The organism is Bradyrhizobium sp. MI1.10 (assembly GCF_055811035.1).
Genome location: NZ_JBVVPN010000007.1, coordinates 120,525 through 139,088, shown reverse-complemented (window position 1 = coordinate 139,088; position 18,564 = coordinate 120,525). Strand labels below are relative to the sequence as shown.

The 18,564-nt window shown below is 58.5% G+C and carries 17 protein-coding genes; 3 read left to right on the top strand and 14 right to left on the bottom strand.

Annotation, left to right across the window (positions count from 1 at the left end; genetic code table 11):
- Positions 1 to 96 precede the first annotated feature (96 nt).
- From AC0L3K_RS10025 to AC0L3K_RS10015, 3 genes are all read left to right on the top strand, one after another.
- On the top strand, positions 97 to 468 hold the full coding sequence (locus AC0L3K_RS10025; RefSeq protein ID WP_007601675.1) for a thioredoxin domain-containing protein: 372 nt from the start codon (positions 97 to 99) through the stop codon (positions 466 to 468).
- A 37-nt stretch (positions 469 to 505) separates the two neighbouring features.
- Entirely contained in the window at positions 506 to 856 is a 351-nt protein-coding gene (locus tag AC0L3K_RS10020) for an ArsR/SmtB family transcription factor (protein WP_007601673.1), read from the top strand.
- A gap of 71 nt (positions 857 to 927) precedes the next feature.
- Positions 928 to 2,007 (top strand): YeeE/YedE family protein, encoded by a 1,080-nt coding sequence (locus tag AC0L3K_RS10015; RefSeq protein ID WP_354128408.1) that lies wholly within the window; start codon positions 928 to 930, stop codon positions 2,005 to 2,007.
- 1,176 nt (positions 2,008 to 3,183) lie between these two features.
- On the opposite strand, the gene AC0L3K_RS10010 is transcribed toward AC0L3K_RS10015, so the two are convergent.
- The 14 genes from AC0L3K_RS10010 to AC0L3K_RS09945 form a co-directional block, all read right to left on the bottom strand.
- A complete protein-coding gene (locus AC0L3K_RS10010) occupies positions 3,184 to 4,497 on the bottom strand; it encodes an MFS transporter (RefSeq protein ID WP_157158663.1) in 1,314 nt (437 codons plus the stop codon).
- A gap of 280 nt (positions 4,498 to 4,777) precedes the next feature.
- Complete coding sequence (locus AC0L3K_RS10005) at positions 4,778 to 5,710, bottom strand: LysR substrate-binding domain-containing protein (protein ID WP_473255283.1); 933 nt, start codon at positions 5,708 to 5,710, stop codon at positions 4,778 to 4,780.
- 100 nt (positions 5,711 to 5,810) lie between these two features.
- Complete coding sequence (locus tag AC0L3K_RS10000; protein ID WP_473365867.1) at positions 5,811 to 7,019, bottom strand: ABC transporter substrate-binding protein; 1,209 nt, start codon at positions 7,017 to 7,019, stop codon at positions 5,811 to 5,813.
- A gap of 53 nt (positions 7,020 to 7,072) precedes the next feature.
- Positions 7,073 to 7,396 (bottom strand): 2Fe-2S iron-sulfur cluster-binding protein, encoded by a 324-nt coding sequence (locus AC0L3K_RS09995; protein ID WP_473255285.1) that lies wholly within the window; start codon positions 7,394 to 7,396, stop codon positions 7,073 to 7,075.
- Between the two features lie 3 nt (positions 7,397 to 7,399).
- Positions 7,400 to 8,599 carry a cytochrome P450 gene (locus AC0L3K_RS09990; RefSeq protein ID WP_473365866.1) on the bottom strand — a complete coding sequence of 400 codons (1,200 nt, stop codon included), beginning with the start codon at positions 8,597 to 8,599 and terminating at the stop codon, positions 7,400 to 7,402.
- A 358-nt stretch (positions 8,600 to 8,957) separates the two neighbouring features.
- Entirely contained in the window at positions 8,958 to 9,437 is a 480-nt protein-coding gene (locus AC0L3K_RS09985) for a RidA family protein (RefSeq protein ID WP_354128414.1), read from the bottom strand.
- 256 nt (positions 9,438 to 9,693) lie between these two features.
- A complete protein-coding gene (locus AC0L3K_RS09980; protein ID WP_354128415.1) occupies positions 9,694 to 10,476 on the bottom strand; it encodes a fumarylacetoacetate hydrolase family protein in 783 nt (260 codons plus the stop codon).
- Positions 10,477 to 10,567: 91 nt separating this feature from the next.
- The gene (locus AC0L3K_RS09975) at positions 10,568 to 10,954 is read right to left on the bottom strand and encodes a RidA family protein (protein WP_473365865.1); all 387 of its coding nucleotides are present in this window, start codon (positions 10,952 to 10,954) and stop codon (positions 10,568 to 10,570) included.
- Positions 10,954 to 11,991 carry a helix-turn-helix domain-containing protein gene (locus AC0L3K_RS09970; protein WP_473365864.1) on the bottom strand — a complete coding sequence of 346 codons (1,038 nt, stop codon included), beginning with the start codon at positions 11,989 to 11,991 and terminating at the stop codon, positions 10,954 to 10,956. Before AC0L3K_RS09970 ends, AC0L3K_RS09975 begins: the two co-directional genes overlap by 1 nt.
- 30 nt (positions 11,992 to 12,021) lie before the next feature.
- A complete protein-coding gene (nbaC, locus tag AC0L3K_RS09965) occupies positions 12,022 to 12,564 on the bottom strand; it encodes a 3-hydroxyanthranilate 3,4-dioxygenase (RefSeq protein WP_473365863.1) in 543 nt (180 codons plus the stop codon).
- A gap of 20 nt (positions 12,565 to 12,584) precedes the next feature.
- Positions 12,585 to 13,115 carry a flavin reductase gene (locus tag AC0L3K_RS09960; protein WP_473365862.1) on the bottom strand — a complete coding sequence of 177 codons (531 nt, stop codon included), beginning with the start codon at positions 13,113 to 13,115 and terminating at the stop codon, positions 12,585 to 12,587.
- A complete protein-coding gene (locus AC0L3K_RS09955) occupies positions 13,115 to 14,665 on the bottom strand; it encodes a 4-hydroxyphenylacetate 3-hydroxylase N-terminal domain-containing protein (RefSeq protein ID WP_473365919.1) in 1,551 nt (516 codons plus the stop codon). Before AC0L3K_RS09955 ends, AC0L3K_RS09960 begins: the two co-directional genes overlap by 1 nt.
- A 423-nt stretch (positions 14,666 to 15,088) precedes the next feature.
- A complete protein-coding gene (locus AC0L3K_RS09950) occupies positions 15,089 to 16,792 on the bottom strand; it encodes an amidohydrolase (protein WP_473365861.1) in 1,704 nt (567 codons plus the stop codon).
- Positions 16,793 to 16,940: 148 nt separating this feature from the next.
- Positions 16,941 to 18,062 (bottom strand): hypothetical protein, encoded by a 1,122-nt coding sequence (locus AC0L3K_RS09945; RefSeq protein ID WP_473365860.1) that lies wholly within the window; start codon positions 18,060 to 18,062, stop codon positions 16,941 to 16,943.
- Between the last annotated feature and the right edge of the window lie 502 nt (positions 18,063 to 18,564).

Sequence of the window (18,564 nt, the reverse complement as noted above, 5' to 3'; positions counted from 1 at the left end):
CCATCCCTAGCACATATACGAATTTAATGATATAAAGCGCCGGGGACGTTACAAGCAAGCCGTTTACAAGCAAGTCCACGAGGCCGGTGACGCAGCATGACCAGAATCATCATTTTGCTCGCAATCGCGGTCGGGCTCGCGCTGCCCGTGACGGCGTCGCGCGCCGCCGAGCTCGTCATGTTCGAGCGGGCCGGCTGCGCCTGGTGCGCGCGCTTCAACGCCGAGATCGCGCCGATCTACGCCAAGACCGGGGAAAGCCGGGCCGCACCCCTGCGCCGGGTCGACCTCAACGGTCCCCTTCCCGCCGATCTCGCTGGAATCGATCCGGGTGCCTTCACGCCGACCTTCGTCGTGGTACAAGAAGGCCGAGAGATCGGGCGCATTCGCGGCTATCCTGGGGATGCCTTTTTCTTCGGCCTCCTGGACCGAATCCTGTCAAGCACGGGATCGGAGCTTAAGGGGTCGTGACCGTTCTTGCGGGTTTTGCTCAGGAGAATTTGACGCGATGCCGTTGCCAAAGCTGAAGGAGATCGAGGGCTCCGTCGAACTCGAGCAGATGATCGAGAAGGCGCGCGAGGCGAGCGACATGCTCAAGGCGCTGTCGCACGAGTCCCGATTGCTGCTGCTCTGCATCCTCGCCGAGGGCGAGAAATCCGTGACCGAGCTCGAGCAGTTCCTGGGCGAGCGACAATCGACCGTCTCGCAGCAGCTGGCGCGGTTGAGGCTCGATCGGCTGGTAACGACTCGCCGCGACGGCAAGACGATCTACTACAGTCTCGCGAGCGAGGACGTCCGCAAGATTCTCACTGCCGTTTACGACGTGTTCTGCGAGCCGGTGCGCCGGCGCCGCCGGTAATTTTCCGCGCTGGCTTTTCGCGACCCACCGGCGCAGACTACCCGCGAGGCAGAACCAACAGATGCCGGGGAATGCTGAGCACATCGACCATAGCGTTTGCATGTGGGCTTGCCGCCGGCGCCGTGCTCGGCGTTGCCGGCCGCGCGGGACGTTTTTGCACGCTGGCGATGTTCGAGGATGCGTTCTTCGGATCGGATTTTCGCCGGCTGAAATCCTTTGCACTGGCAGCGGCGGTCGCCCTGCTCATGACCCAAGCGCTGGCCGAGTTCGGCATCGTAGACCTGTCGCGGTCGATCTATCTCACAGCATCGATCGGCCTCGGCGGCGCGATCATCGGCGGGCTGATGTTCGGCGTCGGAATGGCGCTGGTCGGGACCTGCGGTTTCGGCACGCTGGTGCGCATCGGCGGTGGCGATCTACGCGCCATCGTGGTCTTTCTAGTGCTCGGCCTGTCCGCGCTCGCGACCATGCGCGGCATCACCGGCATGCTCCGCGTGAAGCTGATCGAGCCATTGTCGGTGCGCCTCACCGAAGGCAACAATCAGACGCTAACTTCGCTGCTCGGGGCCGGCAGCACGATGCGCGCAATCCTCGTCGTGTCGATTGCCGCCGCGCTCACTTTCTGGGCGCTCGCGGATGGCCGGCTGATCCGGTCGCCGCGACTATTGGTCTCCGGTCTTGCCGTCGGCGCCGCTATTACGTTCGGATGGTTCGCGACGGGGTGGCTCGCGGATGACGAATTCGATCCCGCGCGCGTCTCCTCGCTCACCTTCGTTGCCCCGCTTGGCGACACCATCCTCTACATCGCCACCTTCTCCGGCGCGCGGTTGAATTTTGGCATCAGCTCGGTCGCCGGCGTCGTCGTCGGCTCGTTTGCCGCCGCCATGCTCGGGCGCGGCTTTCGCTGGGAGGCTTGCGACGACGCCCGTGAATTGAAGCGTCACATGAGCGGCGCGCTTCTGATGGGTATTGGCGGCATCATGTCGATGGGCTGCACCATCGGGCAGGGATTGGCCGCATTCTCAACGCTCGCTCTCTCGGCGCCGATCACAATGCTGGCGATTGCCGTCGGAGCGCGGCTCGGGCTTGAGTTCACGATGACTGGCGAGTGGCTGCCGGCAGTGCGCAAGCTGTTTGGCGTCTCGACGTAGTCGGAAAACCACCGCTTCTGCACATGTGGCCGGAATTCGAAGCGACTTCGCCAAGAAGCAGTCAGCTCTCGACGGCTTCACCCTTGGTCCAAGCCGACGCAATTACTACTATTGGAAGCGTCCGCGATCGTCAAAGGTACACATCGCATAAAATCGCAGTCCGGCGCGCAAAATCGTGGCCCACGGTAGAGGGCGTGACTGGTCCCCAATACGATTGTCCTCACCGCAAAACAGTCGCGACAACACGCCAAGCCGAGCTCTCGTTGATAACGGGCATCAGCCGCCTTCACGCAAGCACCCAGCTATAGACCCAGCATCCCTTCAGAGAGTCAGAGAGTGAATACCCCACTCTTGCTGACGATAGATTTTTCTAGATCTCCCGGTGCACACGACGCCATCTAACCGGTTGAAAAACCCGTGCTCTCGCTCCAGTCCATGATGGGGAAGTTTGATTTAACTCGGGCAATCGTGATCCAACTGGGCACTGTCAACAATGACATTCGTCGTTGAAGCAGTCCGCTCGATTGCAGTCCCCGCGATCGCACGATCCACGCAGGTTTCAGATCTCGGAGGCGCAGCCACCGATACCGACATTCGGTTCAGATTACCATCTGACTGAGCGAGCCCAGCGTCCCGAACGCAGCGAACAACTTCTAAGTCGTTGATTTTTCTTGATCTGGATGGCCTTTCCGTCCCGTTTTGTTCACGCTCGTTTCGTCCAATCGTTGCGATTTCGTTGCGGCGGCAGTCAGGGAGAACGGCGCTCGGCGCGTCATTGGGATCTTGGACTGGCGGCCGAGCAGCCGAGGCCTGCGAGGGTAAGCGCATTAGACTATGCCGTGATCTGTCGGGGATCGAGTCACTAGACCGCCACATTGCTAAACCCACCGCCGTGGAGGCGCTGTTCTCCTACCGGGGGGCAGCTTAACTCCCAACCCCTGGTGTTGGATAAGAGGGGCATTGGCCGGGTCTCGAATGCTGCCCGCTTCTGCAAGCTCAAACCTTCGCGCTACAGAGCCGTCGTTTCGCATTGAGACCTTCCGTTTGCTCCACGCTCACTTATTGCTTCGACAAGTCCAGGGTCGATCGGCAGCGAGGCGAAGGGCATGTAGAAGAAGGGCGGAGCCTGAACATTGCATGACCAATGCCTGTTTTGGTGCACCTCGCGAAATGCGATCAGGTGCCCCGCTTCCCTGCGGAAACATCCCAAAGCTCACTGCCCTGAACCGATCGCGGGAGGAGCAACAGCACGAGAATCGCGGCCAGGATCGGCACGGCCGCCGCCAAGACGATGGATTTCGGAGACCAGCCAAGCGAGAACAGCAGACCAACGAAAGCAGGCCCGACGATCGAACCGATCCGCCCCGCTGCCGCAGAGAAGCCGACGCCGTTGGTTCGCAATGGCGCGGGATAGATTGAGACGGCCAGCGCCGACTGGCCGACCGAACAGGCGATAAGCCCGGCGCCGGCACCTAGAATCAGCGCCCAGACCCACGACGTCGTCGCCCAAAGCGCGATTCCAGTCACGCATAGCCCAGCCGTCGACGCGGCAATCCTCATCACGCTGGTGACCGCGAAGCGGCCCACCAGCGGCACGACAATCAAATTGGCGATGAGGCCGCCGGCGCTGAAGAAGCCGACCGCGAACTGGCCGTCCGCGGCCGGAAAGCCGAACCCGATCAGCAGCGGGGGCAGCCAGAAGATGAGTGCATAGGCGTCGGCGAAGATGAGAAATGAAAAGACCCAGAGACCTGCGGTTCGACCGCCGAGCGAACCGGCAAATATGCTTGAGATGAGCTTCAGATTTCCCGCCATACGCTTGTCGCCCGCCGCCGTTGCCGCAGCATCGGCTTCATCTGACGCAGGCAGCCAGCGCAACAGTACAAGTGACAGCAACAATGGAAGCGCGCCTCCGAAGTAGAACAGTGACTCCCAGCCATACTTTCTGGTCAGAAGGCCGCCAAGCGCACCGCCTAGGGCCCCACCCGCAGCAAGTCCCGTTCCGACCACGATCGTGGCGGCAGCTCGCAGCGTGACGGGTGCCTGCAAGACCGCGATCGCCACGGCCGAGGGAAGTGCAGCGCCAAGTCCTATGGCCGTGACAAGGCGGAGGATGGACAGGACAATAATCGAACTCGCAAAGGGTGTTGCCAAGGTGAGCACCCCGAATCCAATCACGCTGAAAATCAACACACGTCGGGCCCGCCATCGGGCCACCAGATAGCCGGAAGCCAGATATCCTAACACGGCTCCGATGCTTGTCATGATAAATGGCAGTGTCAAGGACGCTGTCGACACGCCGAAGTGAGCCGCGATTGCCGGACCGGCTACTCCGATGGAGCCCGTATCAAGGCCGTCGAGCAATATCGCTAGGAAACACAACAGCAAGGTTTTGAGAAAGGACGGCTGAAGACTTTCGGAAACAGCCGGAGAGGCGCTTGCGACGCTTGCCGCATCGCCCCTTCCAATCACATCCATCTTGTTCGTCAAGCTCATCCCCCGATGACTACGTTGTCTCGCGCATTCGTTTGTTAAAAGATTTCGTTCGGGGCTTGTCGAGACCCAGGAATGGGACCGTGCATTCCGAATCCGGGACAGGCGGCTCTCAGCGGGATGGAGGACGCAACGGGCAGCTCGCATAGCCGCAGGAGTTCCCAACCTCTTGTCCGTTGATCGCCAGCCGAAGCAATAAGCGACACGTTGCAAGCCGCGTTCCCAGGATGATTGCGGATCAGGTCTCGTCGGCCGCGGGCTGTTCGCCACGACTCGGTTAGGCTGCCGGCATTCTGTCCTGCAAATGACGAGCCAATCCGGCCACAAACAGGCGGCCGGCAAGCGTTAATGACCGCCGCGAAGGGTAAAGAGCATAAACGGTAACAGAAGGCGGCGCCCAATCGGGCAGCGGAAGCACCAGACGTCCTTCCACGAGGTCGGCTTCGCACATCGTTAGCGGCAACCGTGCCAAGCCGGCGCCGCTCAACGCCGCCTGCCTGATCACGTTGAGGTTGTTCGCGCTGAACTTCAGATTGACGTTCAATTCGGTCGTGTTTGCGTTTCGGTTGACGAGCGTCCAGCGTGCCAGATGGCCGTCTGCCGCCCAGCCAATTCCGTTCCGGTCCTGAAGCTCCGATGGATCGTTGATCATTCCGAGTGGCTTCATGAAGCCAGGCGAGGCAACGAGCCGGTAGCTTGCGGCGGCAAGCTTTTGCCGGACCAGCTCGGAGTCGGCCATGGTGTCCCCGCGCGCCGGGTGAATCATCAGGTCATAGTCGCCGATCGCGGTATCGAAAGCACCGACCGCGCTATCCAGGGTGATGCGAACGTCGGTATGCACGATCGAGAATCCGATCGCGAATTCGGAAACCAGACTTTCGGCCAGCACGGCCGGGCAAGAGATGCGGAGCTTGCCTGACGGGTGATTTGAAAAGCTCTCCGCCAGCGCCTTAATGGCATCTAACTCCTCCTTGATCCGCTCACTCCGTTCATAGATCGAAATTCCGACTTCGGTTGCGGAGAAATTTCTCGGCCCCCGGTAAAGCAGGTGCACGCCAAGCTGGCTCTCGAGATCGCCGATACGACGGCTTAGGCTGGACTTCGGAATGCCGGTCTTACGGCTTGCAGCAGAAAGGCTGCCGGCCCTGACCGTCTCCACGAAAAGTGTAAGGTCGTCAACGATCCCCATTTCGATCACCTCGGCCGCCATGGCGTCTGGTCAGCGTGCCTTGCCGGCGGCGGCCTTGACCATATTCCCAGCCGAAGGCAGGCGCCAGCAGTCCTATTGTCGAGCAAGGGGAAGCGAAGGCTCATTTCACCAAGGGACACCCACCGGCTTCCAAAGGACGAAATGCCCGTTCCGAAGGGATGGTCGAGAGATGCTTGTAATAATCGTACGGATATCTCGATTCTTCCGGACGCTTCACCTCGAACAAGTGCATCGGATGTATCACGCGACCGTCCTCGCGAATTCTGATATCGCCGAACAACTTATCCCGTCCATTCACTTTCTTCATTTCCGGCACCACAGCGTTCGAATCGTCGCTTTGCGTGGCGGCAACCGCGTCGAGAAACGTCAACGTCGACGAATAGACGCCAGCTTGGTTTCCACTCGGCATTTTTCCGTTCATGCCAGCGCGCGCAGCGAACCGCTTCGCGAAGGCTCGCGTGTCATCGTCCGCGTCCCAGTAGAACGCCTCGATCAATTGCAGACCTTGCGCGACCTTAAGACCCATTCCGTGAACATCGTTGATGAAGAGGAGGAAGGCGACCATAGACTGGCCGCCCTGCTGAATACCGAATTCAGACCCCTGCTTGATCGCGTTGACCGTATCGCCGCCGGCATTTGCGAGCCCGATGACCTTGGCCTTGGAACTCTGGGCTTGCAAAAGGAACGACGCGAAGTCCGACGTGCCGATGGGGTGCTTGCTGGAGCCATACACTTTGCCGCCGTGCTTTTCGATATAGTTCGTCGCTTCTGACTCGAGGCCTTGGCCGAGCGCGAAGTTCACGGTTATGAAATACCAGTCTTTGCCTCCACGCTCCATCATTGCCGCCGAGGTCGCATGCGCGGTCGCCCAGACGTCATTGACCCATTGGATGGTGTTGGGAGAGCACTCCTTGCCGGTAAGCTCGGATGTGGCCGTCGACGCAGCGAGAAAGGTCGCCCTTGTACCGCGGAGCAGCGAGTTCACCGCCAGTCCGACCGCCGAATTTGGCACATCGACCACTGCATCGACCCGGTCGACATCAAGCCATCTTCGTACGATCGCTGACGCCACATCGGCTTTATTCTGATGGTCTGCAAAGATCACCTCGACCTTTATACCTTTATGAGCACTCTCGAAGTCCTCCGCTGCCATCCTGGCAGCCTCGACCGACCCCGAACCATTTGTGTCCTGATAAAGTCCCGACATGTCGGTGAGCACGCCGATCCGGACGACCTTGTCCGACAATTCGGCGTTCGCCATCTGCGGCGCGGCGAATGCGGCCATGATGAGCAAAGTAAGCACGCGCATTCTCATCTCGTTACCCTTCGGTTCAGCAATAGCGGGATTGGCTTTCTTCGGACTTAGATCTGCTTATTCGGAATGTGGAGAAGTAGTCCGTCGAGGTCTGACGTCATCTGGATCTGGCACGACAACCGGCTCGTCTGGCGGCGTTCGGCCGCGACTTCGGTGAGCAGCGCTTCCTCTTGCTCTAAGACTGATGGCAGTCGATCGAGCCATTCATCATCGACGTAAACGTGACACGTCGCACACATGGCGTTTCCGCCGCATTCAGCCAGAATGCCCGGTATCGCGTTCTGGGTAGCCGCTTCCATTGCGCTCTCTCCCTCGCGTGCCTGGACAAATTCCGAGCTCCCGGACGGCTGAACGAACTTTATGGAAGGCATGCGTCAATCCATTGCTTTGAGGGTAACGGGAAGGCTGTCTAGGCCGCGCAGCGTGTTATTGTAGCGGCGCCGAACCGCTCCCGAGATTTCGATTGATTTCACTTTTCTCGCCAAAGCCGACAGCATGACTTCTCCCTCGAGCTGTGCGAGGAATTGGCCGCTGCACATGTGTACTCCCGAACCGAAGCCGACGTGCCCGCTCGTTTGCCGACAAATGTCGTACTCATTCGGACGGTCCCATTTGCGTCGATCGCGGTTAGCGGCGCCCAGGAACATCAGCACCTTTTCGCCCGCTGGAACTTCGAAGCCGTCTATCTCGACCTTGCGCGTGGTCGTTCGGAAGAAGGTTTGCACTGGCGATTCGAAGCGGATTGCCTCCTGAAACGCCTTGCGCGCCAGTGTGGGATCTCCCTTCAACCGGCTCCACTGGTCCGGAAAGCGCGCCAGGCAATACAACGCTGCTCCTAACGCATTGACGGTTGTGTCGAGGCCCGCGCTTAACAGTGACCGCACCAACAATGGGGCTTCCAAATCGCTGATCTCGCCAAGTTCAACGCGAGAATAAATGGACGCGCCCAAGCCTCCCGGCATGAGGTTCTTCCGTTGACACTGCTCTTGAACATAAGCCTGATGAGGCATTGACCGCTCCAGCGACTGATGGCGAAGCTCATTCGGGGGGCCAAAAGCATTGAATACGACCCCGGCATACGGAAGAAGATGCTCCCGCCCCTCTTTTTTCAGCCCAACCGCATCAGGAAATACTGAGAGTGGGAACGCCTCGGCAATATCGGAAACAGCATCGACATTGCCCTTTGAGACCACCTCCTCCGCCTTCAGTTCAGCGATACTTGTGAAGTGCTCCCGCAGGTCTCTCACGAGAGCCGGCGACAGTATTCGATCGAAGACGGCGCGGATTCTGGTATGTTCCGGAGGATCTGCTTCAAGGATAAGGCTAGGCGGCCGCCACGGCGCTTCCTTTGCAAAATCGCTCAGTCCGGCACCGCGGCTCGAGCAAAAGCTGACGTGGTCATGTAGAATGGCTCGAACCTCCCGATGACGGGCAACCGCGTAGACGTTCCATTTTGAAAGCCGGACGACCGGTCCGGTTTCGCGTAGAAGATCGTGCGTGTGATATGGATCGTCGAAGAACTCCATTGAAAACGGATCGATGTCGAGTTCTGGAATTCGACGAGTTGTCGTCATCGCTGCAGCCCTTCTCCTCGCCACGAAACATAGCCCCTCGTGGCCCTCACAGGTTGCGCACCATCCCTTGAGAGGCCAGGTGCCGCGCTCGCTTTGGGTTCTTACTCCTTCATGCTGAAGTCGCGTCCGCGAGCTGACAATGACCATTTCCGGAAAATCGCGAACCGGTCGGCAATAGCAGCAGCGCGAGGCGTAGACGACAATTCAGGAGACGTTCACGAGGAGCGAACACCGCAGTGCCGCGAGCGATATCCTAAAGCGTCGTCGGTCGATGGACCTATCACCGAGACGGCAGCGGGGCAGTCGTCACGATGATCGAATCCGACTGCCGATGACGACCAAGTCGCCGAAAGAGGCGCTATTTTCCAAGGGCGGCGGTTACGTCGATCTCTATGGTCATGAACGGCCACGCGAGCTGACTGACGACTAAGAAGGTCGAGGCGGGAATTGGAGCGCTCCCGAAGGCATCCGCTCTGCATTTTAGCGCATCCCGAAAGAACCTTACGTCAGTGGTGTAAGTAACGGTCCGCACCACGTCATTCATTGTGGCGCCTTGAGCCTGCAGGGCCTTCTTGATCTTCGAGTATGCGTATGTGCATTGCGCCATGAAGTCATCGCGAAATAGAATCTCGCCGTCTCCTTCGCGCTCTGCCCCCGTCCCGGAAAGAAAGATGAACTTGTTCGCGTTTGTGACAGTCACGACCTCCGAGAACTTCCCCTTGGTCCATTCACTGTAGTTGAAGCTCTCCTTCTTGTAATCCGCTTGGACCTGAGCGGAAGCCTCCGCGCAACTTAACAGCGCGAGCATCATCAGCGACGCCATGAGACGGACGAGCATCCTCTTCTCCTTTCGTTACACTTCCTAAAGGCCCCGAGTTACGACAACGGGGCCGACGAAATAAGAGAGGTGGAGGGAGGTCTGCACAACAGCCATTTGTGAAAAATCGCTAACCACTTACCCGCGCCGGTGACATTGCGCCTACTCGATCCAAGGAATCCCGCGGTTCCTCGGATTTTCCATCATGTTTCATTTGCGCCAAGTGCTACTAGAAGATCCAGCGCGATCGTTCTGGCTGATTCAGCATCGACTTCGCTTAGCTAAATTGAACCGCAACGCCGCCGAGCGCACCGAAATCTGCGTGAAAGCTGTCGCCTTGCTGGGCGAACACCACCCGGGTAAATGAGCCAGTAAGGACGATATGACCGGCCTCCATGGTAATGCCCTGGGCACCAAGCTTGTTTGCCAACCACGAGACGCCGAGGGCCGGGTGGCCAAGCACACCAGCCGCGAGCCCCGTTTCTTCGATCTCGGCGTTGCGATAGAGGATGCAGCCGGTCCAGCGCAGATCGACTTCGCTGGGTCGGAGGGGTCGTCCGCCAAGCACAAGGCCTGCCGCCGCCCCATTGTCGGAGATAGTATCGTAAATCTTTCGCGGATCCTTTACGCGAGCATCAACGATCTCGATCGCTGGACAGACATAATCGCAAGCATCCAGAGCTTCGAATATCCCGACGCCGGGGCCCTTGAGAGGCTTGCCCAACACGAAAGCGAGTTCGACTTCAACTCGTGGGACACAATATTTTTCGCGAGGCGTCTTTCCGCCGTCCGCGATCATCATGTGCTGATAGAGATAGCCGTAATCAGGCTCGTCGATCTGGGAGGACCTCTGCATCGCCTTCGAGGTCAAGCCAACCTTATAGCCGATCAGCTTTGCGCCCGCTTCGAGGCGACGCCTGTTGACCTCGGCCGAAATCGCATACGCGTCATCAAAGCCGATCGACGGCCACTCAGTCGAGAGTTGCCCCGCCTGCTCACGAACACCCTCGGCCTCCATGAGAACGTCTGCGGCCTGGTGGCGCTGTTGGTCTGTTAGCATATGTGCACTTTCCTGCAGCTCTGAAGATGCGCGCGCGGCTGACACGCGCACGAGATTGGTCCAACGGCCTCATAAGCCGTCTGAATCGCGCTCATGCTTCCGCGACGCAATCAATCTCGAGGAGAAAATCGGGCCGCGGTAGCCTGGCTTCGACGGTCGTGCGCGCAGGCCAGCCAGAGGGATCGGTTCCGAAGAACTCCTGATAAATCTCATTCATTTGATCGAAGTCGGCTCTGCGATCGAGATAGATGTTCACCTTGCCGATCTTGTCGATTGAGCTGCCGGCATATTCGAGCGTCGCCTTGATGTGCTTGAGAGCAAGCCGCATTTGCGTTGCGAAATCACCCTTCGGAATCTGCACGTTATCGTCGTAACCCGGAAAGCCCGAGACAAAGATCAGGTTACCAATTCTCACCGCGTTCGAATGCGGAGACTTCGACCGTGGCAGGTTGGGATTGTTGAAGATCGTCCGTGTCATCAGGCATCCTTCTCATTGTTGGCGATCGAACCATGTGCGTTTGAATTAATTGCGGCCTCGCCGGGCGGGCCGTCGGTGCAAGCCTTGCGGAATGCTTCCGGCGTCGTCCCGCGTCGTTGTTTGAAGAAACGAGCGAAGTGGGAGGCGTGCGAATAACCAAGAAGGAATGAGATCTCCTTCACGGGCTTTGTCGTGTACAACAACAGGCGCGTTGCCTGCTCCAAGACGGCAGCTTGCAAGACGTCGCGAGCTGGAATGCCGGAAATGTGTTGGCAAGCGAGATTGAGCGTATATGGAGTGGCCGAGAGGCGCTGTGCGAAGAGTTCGACAGTGAGAGGGTTGGTTCTCTGGTCGTCGGCGAAGCCAATTGCATTCAGTGTTACGCCGATCAATTCACGATAGCGTTTGAATAGATCGAGTTCGAATGTGGATGCCTGCGGCATCTTGTTCTGAGACGGGGACATCAATGTCCCACCGAGTTCGAGAAGTAGGCTTCCGAAGAGATATCGCAATGCGTCGCGGCGATAGGGGTTGCGCGAGGCCGCCTTCTCGGAGATCAACTCGAGCAACTTTCGGACCGTCGTAACCTGCCGGCCGCCTTCCAAGGCGACGACCCGTTCTTCCGCCAAGCGCAGGAGAACTGTATTCGTCGCTCCCTCGACAGAAGGCAAACCAACAACGAAGTCTGGTGATACGCTGATGACAAATCCGACCGCCGCAGATGAATAGTCAAATTGGTGCACAACGTTGGCTGGCGTATAAACGCAGTTTGGCGCCTCGATCCGCCGCGAAACACCGTCGTGTTCAAATGTGCAGTGTCCACTGAGAAGAATGGAAAGTTGGTCAAAGTCCAAATGCCGGTGCAGCGCAATGTGCCATTTGTTCGGAGCGTTCCGAACGAACAGTTCTTCGATATGGAAGAAGCCGAAGATGGAGCCCGACCAGTTTTCCCCATAAAGGAAATAGGCAGGAACGTTAAGCACCTGCGTCGGTTGCTCATGATTAGGCACCTCGATAGGTTCCTTCTCGCGCTTCATGCTCGTCCCCTTACTGGCTAACGGTGCCTACTAAGTGGGCACCGGCATTCCAACCCTCCACATCGTGGGGATCAGCCGATCAGGATTTATTGACCAAGCCTTCCAGGCCGCCTGAACTTTGGCGAGATCTTCCTCAATATTCTTTACCAGGAACTCGCCACGAAATTCCAGACAGCCCTTCTCGTCATACCACTCCAAGGCGTCGACCTCCCCTGGCTGACGGTAGCGCTCGATGACGAGCCCGATGCAGCCCACTGGCCGTTGCGGCGAATGGCGGACGTGCGACGGCAGGAGATACATCTCCCCTTCCCGCACAACTACCTCGCTGCGTTCGCCCGACGCGGGGTCGATCAGCTTGAGCGTGACATCACCGCGCAGTTGAATGAACAGTTCTTCGCCTGGATCGTCATGGTAGTCCGGTCGGTAATTCGGCCCACCAACCATCATAACGAGGGTTGTCTCCCAAGAGCCCTTCCAAAATTGACGATTACCGATCGGGGGCTTGAGCGTTGCCTTGTTCTTTTCAATCCAATCGTCGAGATTGATTGGTGGGTTCTCCAACGCGTGTTTCATAGGTCTCTCCAGGTTGTTGGTTAGCGCGTACGGGCTCCGCTTTGATCGACCCCAGCCGGCGGCAGAAAGGGCACGACACGATATTCGCGGTTGAGGTAAAGCAGCGCGTCGCGGGCTTGATTGAGTGCTATCGCCACCACCCGTCCGAAGAAGATGGTATGTGTGCCATAATCCTGCGTTTCGGAGATCTCGCAGTCGATGGCTCCGAGAGCGTGTCGTAGCGCAGGGGCGCCGGTGGCGACCCGATCCCAAGGGTAAACGGCGAATCGATCAGCCATGCTGATGTCACGACGTCCGGCAAACGTTGCGGAAAGGTCTTCCTGTTCCGCGCTCAGAACGTTCACGCACAGGACACCGTTTTGACGAAAGACGGCGTTCATCTGAGTCTTGCGATTGAGGCAGACCAGGATCGTCGGCGGTTCGTCCGTGACCGAACAAACGGCCGTGCAGGTAAAGCCACACTGGCCGGCGGCGCCATCGGTTGTGATCACCGAAACGGCGACGCCGAACCGGGACATCATGTCCCGAAAGGCAATGCGATCGACGGACATCAGCGGCTCCTTGCGAGATAATCGAGCACAGAGACGTCGTCGCCGTTGTGATATGCGGGATCGCGCCAGCCGTTCTCATCGTAGTCGGCGAGGCAGGAAGTCGCCAAAGCCTCCATTTCTCCCATGGTACCCGACACCTTGGCGTGGATGAGCGCCTGAAGTCGGATCGCTTCATGGTTGCCGGCATAGTTGCGCTCGTAGAGTTCGTGACGCGCGCCGAACTCGGATCCGACGGCATCCCAGAGCGCCTTCATGATTTTGATGCGCTCGACGTGATCGATGCCGTTCGAACCGCGTGCATAGCGCGCGAGGTACTTTTCGATCTCCGGCACCTTCAGATCCCTGGCACTGGAAGGGAGGTAGATCAGGCCGGAGGCTACGATCTGCTGAATGATAGACCGGATAGCGGGATAGGCTTCCGTGGCGAAGATCCGGAAGGAAGTACAGGCGCGAATATTCGGCAGGAAGCCATCGTTGACCCAGCGATCTGGCGCGGCAGCCATCGCGTCAGTCAGCGACCAGAACAGGTTTCGCCAACCTACGATTTCGCCGAGTTGCACCTGAACGCCACGAAACTCATCGGTGCCGCAGGCACACAGGGCCTTCTGCAGCAGGCCGATAATGAAGTCGAGCTTCACGGCCAGACGGGTGCAACTCTGAAAGGTGAAGCCGTTGAGGAAGCCCGACTTCGGATAGAAGGTACGCAACATGTTGATGTCGCGGTGAACGAAGACGTTCTCCCAGGGGACGAACACGTTGTCGAAAATGAACATCGCGTCGTTTTCGTCGAATCGAGTGGTCAACGGGTAATCGAACGGCGAGCCGGTCGCTGCGGCCGCAAGTTCATAGGAATTCCGGCAGATCAGCTTGATCCCGGGGCTGTTCATGTCGACCATGAACATCACCGCCATACTGTCATCCGTGATTTCCGCAGCCATATTTTGGCCGAGAAAATTGTAATGGGTCAGCGCCGACGAGGTTGCGACGACTTTCGCACCCGAGACGAATATGCCTGCGTCCGTCTCCTTTTCGATGCGGACGTAGATATCCTTAACGTCGTCTGCGGCCTTGTTCCGGTCGATCGGCGGGTTGACGAGCGTGTGATTGATAAATGGCACCGTTTCCTGCGCATGCTTGTACCAGCCACGCGCATTGTCGGCGAACTTGCCGTAGAAGTCTGCGTTTGCGCCCAGTGTGTTCGTGAAGCTCGCCTTGTAGTCGGGCGTTCGTCCCATCCACCCATATGTCAGGCGCGCCCAGGCTGCGATCGCATCGCGCTGCGCAATCAGATCTTCGCGCGACCGCGCGTAGCGGAAAAACCGATGTGTAAAGCCGCCGCTTCCCGTGTCGGTCTCGGTCGTCAAAACCTGCTTGAGGGACTTGTCGTGCAGAGCATCATATAGCTTGGCGATTGAGACCGCCGCGTTGCGAAACGCTGGATGAGTTGTAACGTCCTTGACACGCTCGCCATAGATCCACACCTCGCGGCCGTCCCGTAGAGACTGAAGATATTCGGCGCCCGTGAAAGGCCGGTTTCCACCGCGATTCATACGCTGCTCCTGGCTAAGGGGTAATTTGAATGTTGCTTTGCATTCGAATGGTCCCCAACACTTCCGCGCATTGGCTCCGAAGACAACAGCCACTTTGGCAAAAGGAATTGCCGCGTAGCTGACTTCTTGATGAGGAGTGGGAGCAAGGTTGCCCTGATGCCTCACCGGTCAATCGGCCCAACCAGCACGTGCTCGAAGCCCTGATGGGCAAGCCGACCCACTCACGTGGGGTGGCTAGAGATCATCCATGGGCATGAACAGCTCGCTCGAATTCGACGAATCCCGGCATAACGCGCGGATCGCCCAGGGGCGCTAGCTGTGTCATGAAGAGAGCAGCCAGCTTGGCCTTGGGATCGATCCAGAAGTGGGTGTGCGCCGTTATTGAATGCTTACCGACGATGGGGCGGAGGACCGCTCCAATCGTCAAGGCATTTTGGGATCGCGATAGACTTCTTTCCCGCCAACTACGGTCAATAAAGCCTTCATCTTGGGAATGGCGTCGAGCGGCACGGTCAAGAAGTCGTCTGTCAGTACCGCGAAGTCGGCGAGCTTGCCTGGCTCGATCGAGCCGCGACGATCCTCTTCTCCGATCAACACGGCAAAGTTAATCGTGACCAATCGCAGCAGTTGTGCTCGCGAGGTAACCTTCTGGTCGGCCCCGTAAACACCGTCGGACATCGTATCGCGGCTCGCAAAATGGTAGAGTTCCCAAAATGGGTTGAACGGAACGACCGGCGAGTCGGTGCCGCCGGCGACCAGCAATCCGGCGTCGAGATAGCTCTTGAGCGGCGTCGCTTCGCTGGCGATATCCCAACCCCAATATCCTTTCAAGACTGGCGCGGCGAGATAAAGGTGATCCTGCGCTGACACCATCAGTTTCAGGTTCTGCATGCGTTTGACGAGATCGGGCCGCGCGATGAAAGCATGTTCGATGGCCCATCGCTTCCCGGTCAACGGCTTGTCATTGTGGGCGATCTCGTAGGCGGTGAGAACCTCGTCCACGGCCGCATCCCCTACGGCATGCGTCGCGGCGCGCCAACCCAGGCGATTGATCTCGCGCACGACAGAATTGTAGGCGTCGGGAGGTGAAAGGGTAAGACCCGAATAGGTCCCGCCCTTCCCGAATGGCTCTTGATATGCGCGCGTGAGATGAGCCCCCTCGAAACCACCGTCCACCACGAGCTTGATGCCGCCTACGCGGACGAAATCACTGCCTTCGTCCTGCGTCACACCCCATTGGGCGACCGCATCGTCGACCTGCTGCGGGGTTCTGAACCCGAACCCTGGCATATAGACGGTATAGCGCACGGTGAGCGCGTGCTCGGCGTCGGCCTGCCGCATCAGCTTCAGCGCCTCCACCAGGTTGCCCCGGTAGGCACCCGGAATTCGAACTGCCGTGAGGCCGAAAGGATTGATCGCTCTCTGCGTCGCGAGGATGTCCTCCATCGCGAGCGGCTTTGGAGCGGGTAGCGGCACAAGCGCCTTGGCCGCGTCAAACAGCTCTCCGGTCAGTTCACCATTTGCGTCACGACTGATCTGTCCCCCGGCCGGCACCGGCGTCTGGCTAGTGATATTGAACTGCGCCAGCGCTCGCCCATTGAGGATGTAGGAATGACCGCCTCGCACTAGCACCACAGGATTGTTCGGCGCCGCCTCGTCCAACTGTCGCGCCGTTGGCAGGCGCTGTTCTCTCAACTGCGCTTCGTGCCAATCTCCGTTCGAAACGAGCAGCGCGCCCGACGCGGCCCCCGCGGCGGCGTTGGCTACCTGCAACATGAGTTCGGCGAGACTACGGGTGTGAGACAGATCAATACCGGTACCGCCGCCTTCATTGTGGAAATGCGCGTCGGCAAGGCCAGGGCTAACGAAATGTCCCTTCAAGTCGAACACACGGGTGCCGGTGGACGCGAGCTTCCTGATCTCCTCGTTGCTGCCAACGGCGAGAAAGCGATCGCCTGATAACGCGAACGCCTCCACCACGGTGTTCTTCACATCAGCGGTGTAGACTTTGCCATTAACATAAATGCTATCGGCTATCGCCGGCTGGGCCTCTGCAGCGGACCATGTTGAGCTTCCAAGCAGACCCACAATGATCCACGTGTACGCCAGCCGCTTCACAAACTTCATCGCAACCTCTCCTTCTCAGTTCATGGCCCACGAAGAGGCGGCCAGCAACGCAGCCTCGAGGAAGCTTGCGCACTGTCCGCCATGGAAGCATCCGAAAACTGTGCCGCGGGGCATGCGGCCAGAATTGACCTTCGGGAGGTAAATGAAGCTAGAACTTCATCGTGACGCCGCTGTAGAGACTTGATTCGGTACAGGTATTGTTGCTCACACCCGGCGAGAGGTTGCAAAGCCGACTGACGTTGTGATCCAGTCCGTATTTGTTTTGCCAATAGCGATAGGCGACCCACACGTCGACGTAATGCGAATACTTTGGCCCCCACATCGCTTTCGATGCATCGAAGGTCAGACGGATCGGCTCGGAATTTAGCTGAACCGCTGTCATCGAGTTGGCAGGGCTAGCTAGTGGCAAAGGGTTGTAAGGAAGTGGACTATTCTCGGCCCCCATCGTCCCAGTCCAAGCCGCTCGACCGCTGATAGAAAAGTAGCGCACGCTCTCGGGCAAGAAATCGAGATCCATGTAGTAGTTGGTTTCGATTGCCCACGTCGGCTGATATTGTCTGTTGCCGTCGGTAAGGCAGCCGACGCCTGGTGTATTGGGAGCGAACCCTCCGCCACACTGCAGGAAGCCCATGTGGGAGCTGTAGACCCAGGTCGCCAGAGGGGCAATATTTACGTAGCCCTTGTAGGGAAGATCGAACTGGAACTGCAAGCCCGCCGAGACGGCCTGCCCTGCGGACGCCCGATAATAGTTCGCGGCCGCCGCATCAAGGCCGATCTCGAACGAGATGTTGCGCAGCGGCCCGACAGTGAAAGTCTTGGCCCCGAAGATTTCGTTCCAGCCAAATGTCGAGCGAAGCTGGCCCACGCCAGAAATAGCACCTGCGCAATTTGCAGGAGTGGTAACACGCGTGCCAGGATTGAAGATACTGCCGGCGTTGGTGCAGGGGCTGGCTGGATCGTTTTGATCGGCCTTGTACATTGATAGGTTCAGGAAATTCGTACCGTATCGCCAGGCGTCGAAATGCGTGAACGAATAGACCTGCACCGCGGTGTTGCTGTTGAGCGAACCGTTCGGATTTACAGAGTACACACCCGGGTCTGCTGCTTTTGGTATATACGAAAAGGTGACACGGTCATCGATCACCAGGAAGAATGGCAGATCGGGCGGCGCTGGCTGGGCCTTGACCGGCAGATCTCCCGCCAGACCTGCCGCGCTACCAAAAGAAACCAAGGGCAGTACTGTTAGCATTATCTGAATTTGACGCTTCATTTTCCCCCGCCAATGTTTTGCCTAGCCAGCCGAAGAGCGCTGTACCCAGGCCATTCCCCACAATCCAACGGTTGGCAGCATAAGCGGCGGGCGGGTAAGCAAAAGCACCGCAGTTGGCACGGTCGCGTTCCAAGAATGGGACGATAATTCTATTTCGCGCGTTTCATGGACGACGTTCGGGTAACGGCGCAGACGAGCGGGACAGCCTTTCAGCCGCAAGCCGAACGACGAGAGAAATCAAGATTGAGTGGCCGGATTGGCGAGTTCAAGCATCGGCTCGGCGCCTACGTTTGCGACGTGGACCACCCAACTTCGCGGCGACTGAAATGAACTCGTTGATCTACCAACGTGCAAGATCAGGGCCGAGCTGAACACGATCAAAGCTCTGTCCCAGGAACGCTCCAGACCTACAACTTGTAAGCTCAAGCAATGCAACATCCTTCAACAGCCCGCTTTAAGTGACTGGGCAAGCGGCGCGCAACAGACTTTCTTCGGCCGCGCG

Bases quoted from the DNA above. Each gene is read 5' to 3' on its own strand.
- AC0L3K_RS09980 (WP_354128415.1), bottom strand. From the start codon at position 10,476: ATGCTAACAGACCAACAGCGCCACCAGGCCGCAGACGTTCTCATGGAG.
- AC0L3K_RS09960 (WP_473365862.1), bottom strand. From the start codon at position 13,115: ATGTCCGTCGATCGCATTGCCTTTCGGGACATGATGTCCCGGTTCGGC.
- AC0L3K_RS10015 (WP_354128408.1), top strand. From the start codon at position 928: ATGCTGAGCACATCGACCATAGCGTTTGCATGTGGGCTTGCCGCCGGC.
- AC0L3K_RS09945 (WP_473365860.1), bottom strand. From the start codon at position 18,062: ATGAAGCGTCAAATTCAGATAATGCTAACAGTACTGCCCTTGGTTTCT.
- AC0L3K_RS10005 (WP_473255283.1), bottom strand. From the start codon at position 5,710: ATGGCGGCCGAGGTGATCGAAATGGGGATCGTTGACGACCTTACACTT.
- AC0L3K_RS09970 (WP_473365864.1), bottom strand. From the start codon at position 11,991: ATGAAGCGCGAGAAGGAACCTATCGAGGTGCCTAATCATGAGCAACCG.
- AC0L3K_RS10000 (WP_473365867.1), bottom strand. From the start codon at position 7,019: ATGCGCGTGCTTACTTTGCTCATCATGGCCGCATTCGCCGCGCCGCAG.
- AC0L3K_RS09955 (WP_473365919.1), bottom strand. From the start codon at position 14,665: ATGAATCGCGGTGGAAACCGGCCTTTCACGGGCGCCGAATATCTTCAG.
- AC0L3K_RS09995 (WP_473255285.1), bottom strand. From the start codon at position 7,396: ATGCCTTCCATAAAGTTCGTTCAGCCGTCCGGGAGCTCGGAATTTGTC.
- AC0L3K_RS09950 (WP_473365861.1), bottom strand. From the start codon at position 16,792: ATGAAGTTTGTGAAGCGGCTGGCGTACACGTGGATCATTGTGGGTCTG.
- AC0L3K_RS09975 (WP_473365865.1), bottom strand. From the start codon at position 10,954: ATGACACGGACGATCTTCAACAATCCCAACCTGCCACGGTCGAAGTCT.
- AC0L3K_RS10025 (WP_007601675.1), top strand. From the start codon at position 97: ATGACCAGAATCATCATTTTGCTCGCAATCGCGGTCGGGCTCGCGCTG.
- AC0L3K_RS09990 (WP_473365866.1), bottom strand. From the start codon at position 8,599: ATGACGACAACTCGTCGAATTCCAGAACTCGACATCGATCCGTTTTCA.
- AC0L3K_RS10020 (WP_007601673.1), top strand. From the start codon at position 506: ATGCCGTTGCCAAAGCTGAAGGAGATCGAGGGCTCCGTCGAACTCGAG.
- nbaC (WP_473365863.1), bottom strand. From the start codon at position 12,564: ATGAAACACGCGTTGGAGAACCCACCAATCAATCTCGACGATTGGATT.
- AC0L3K_RS09985 (WP_354128414.1), bottom strand. From the start codon at position 9,437: ATGCTCGTCCGTCTCATGGCGTCGCTGATGATGCTCGCGCTGTTAAGT.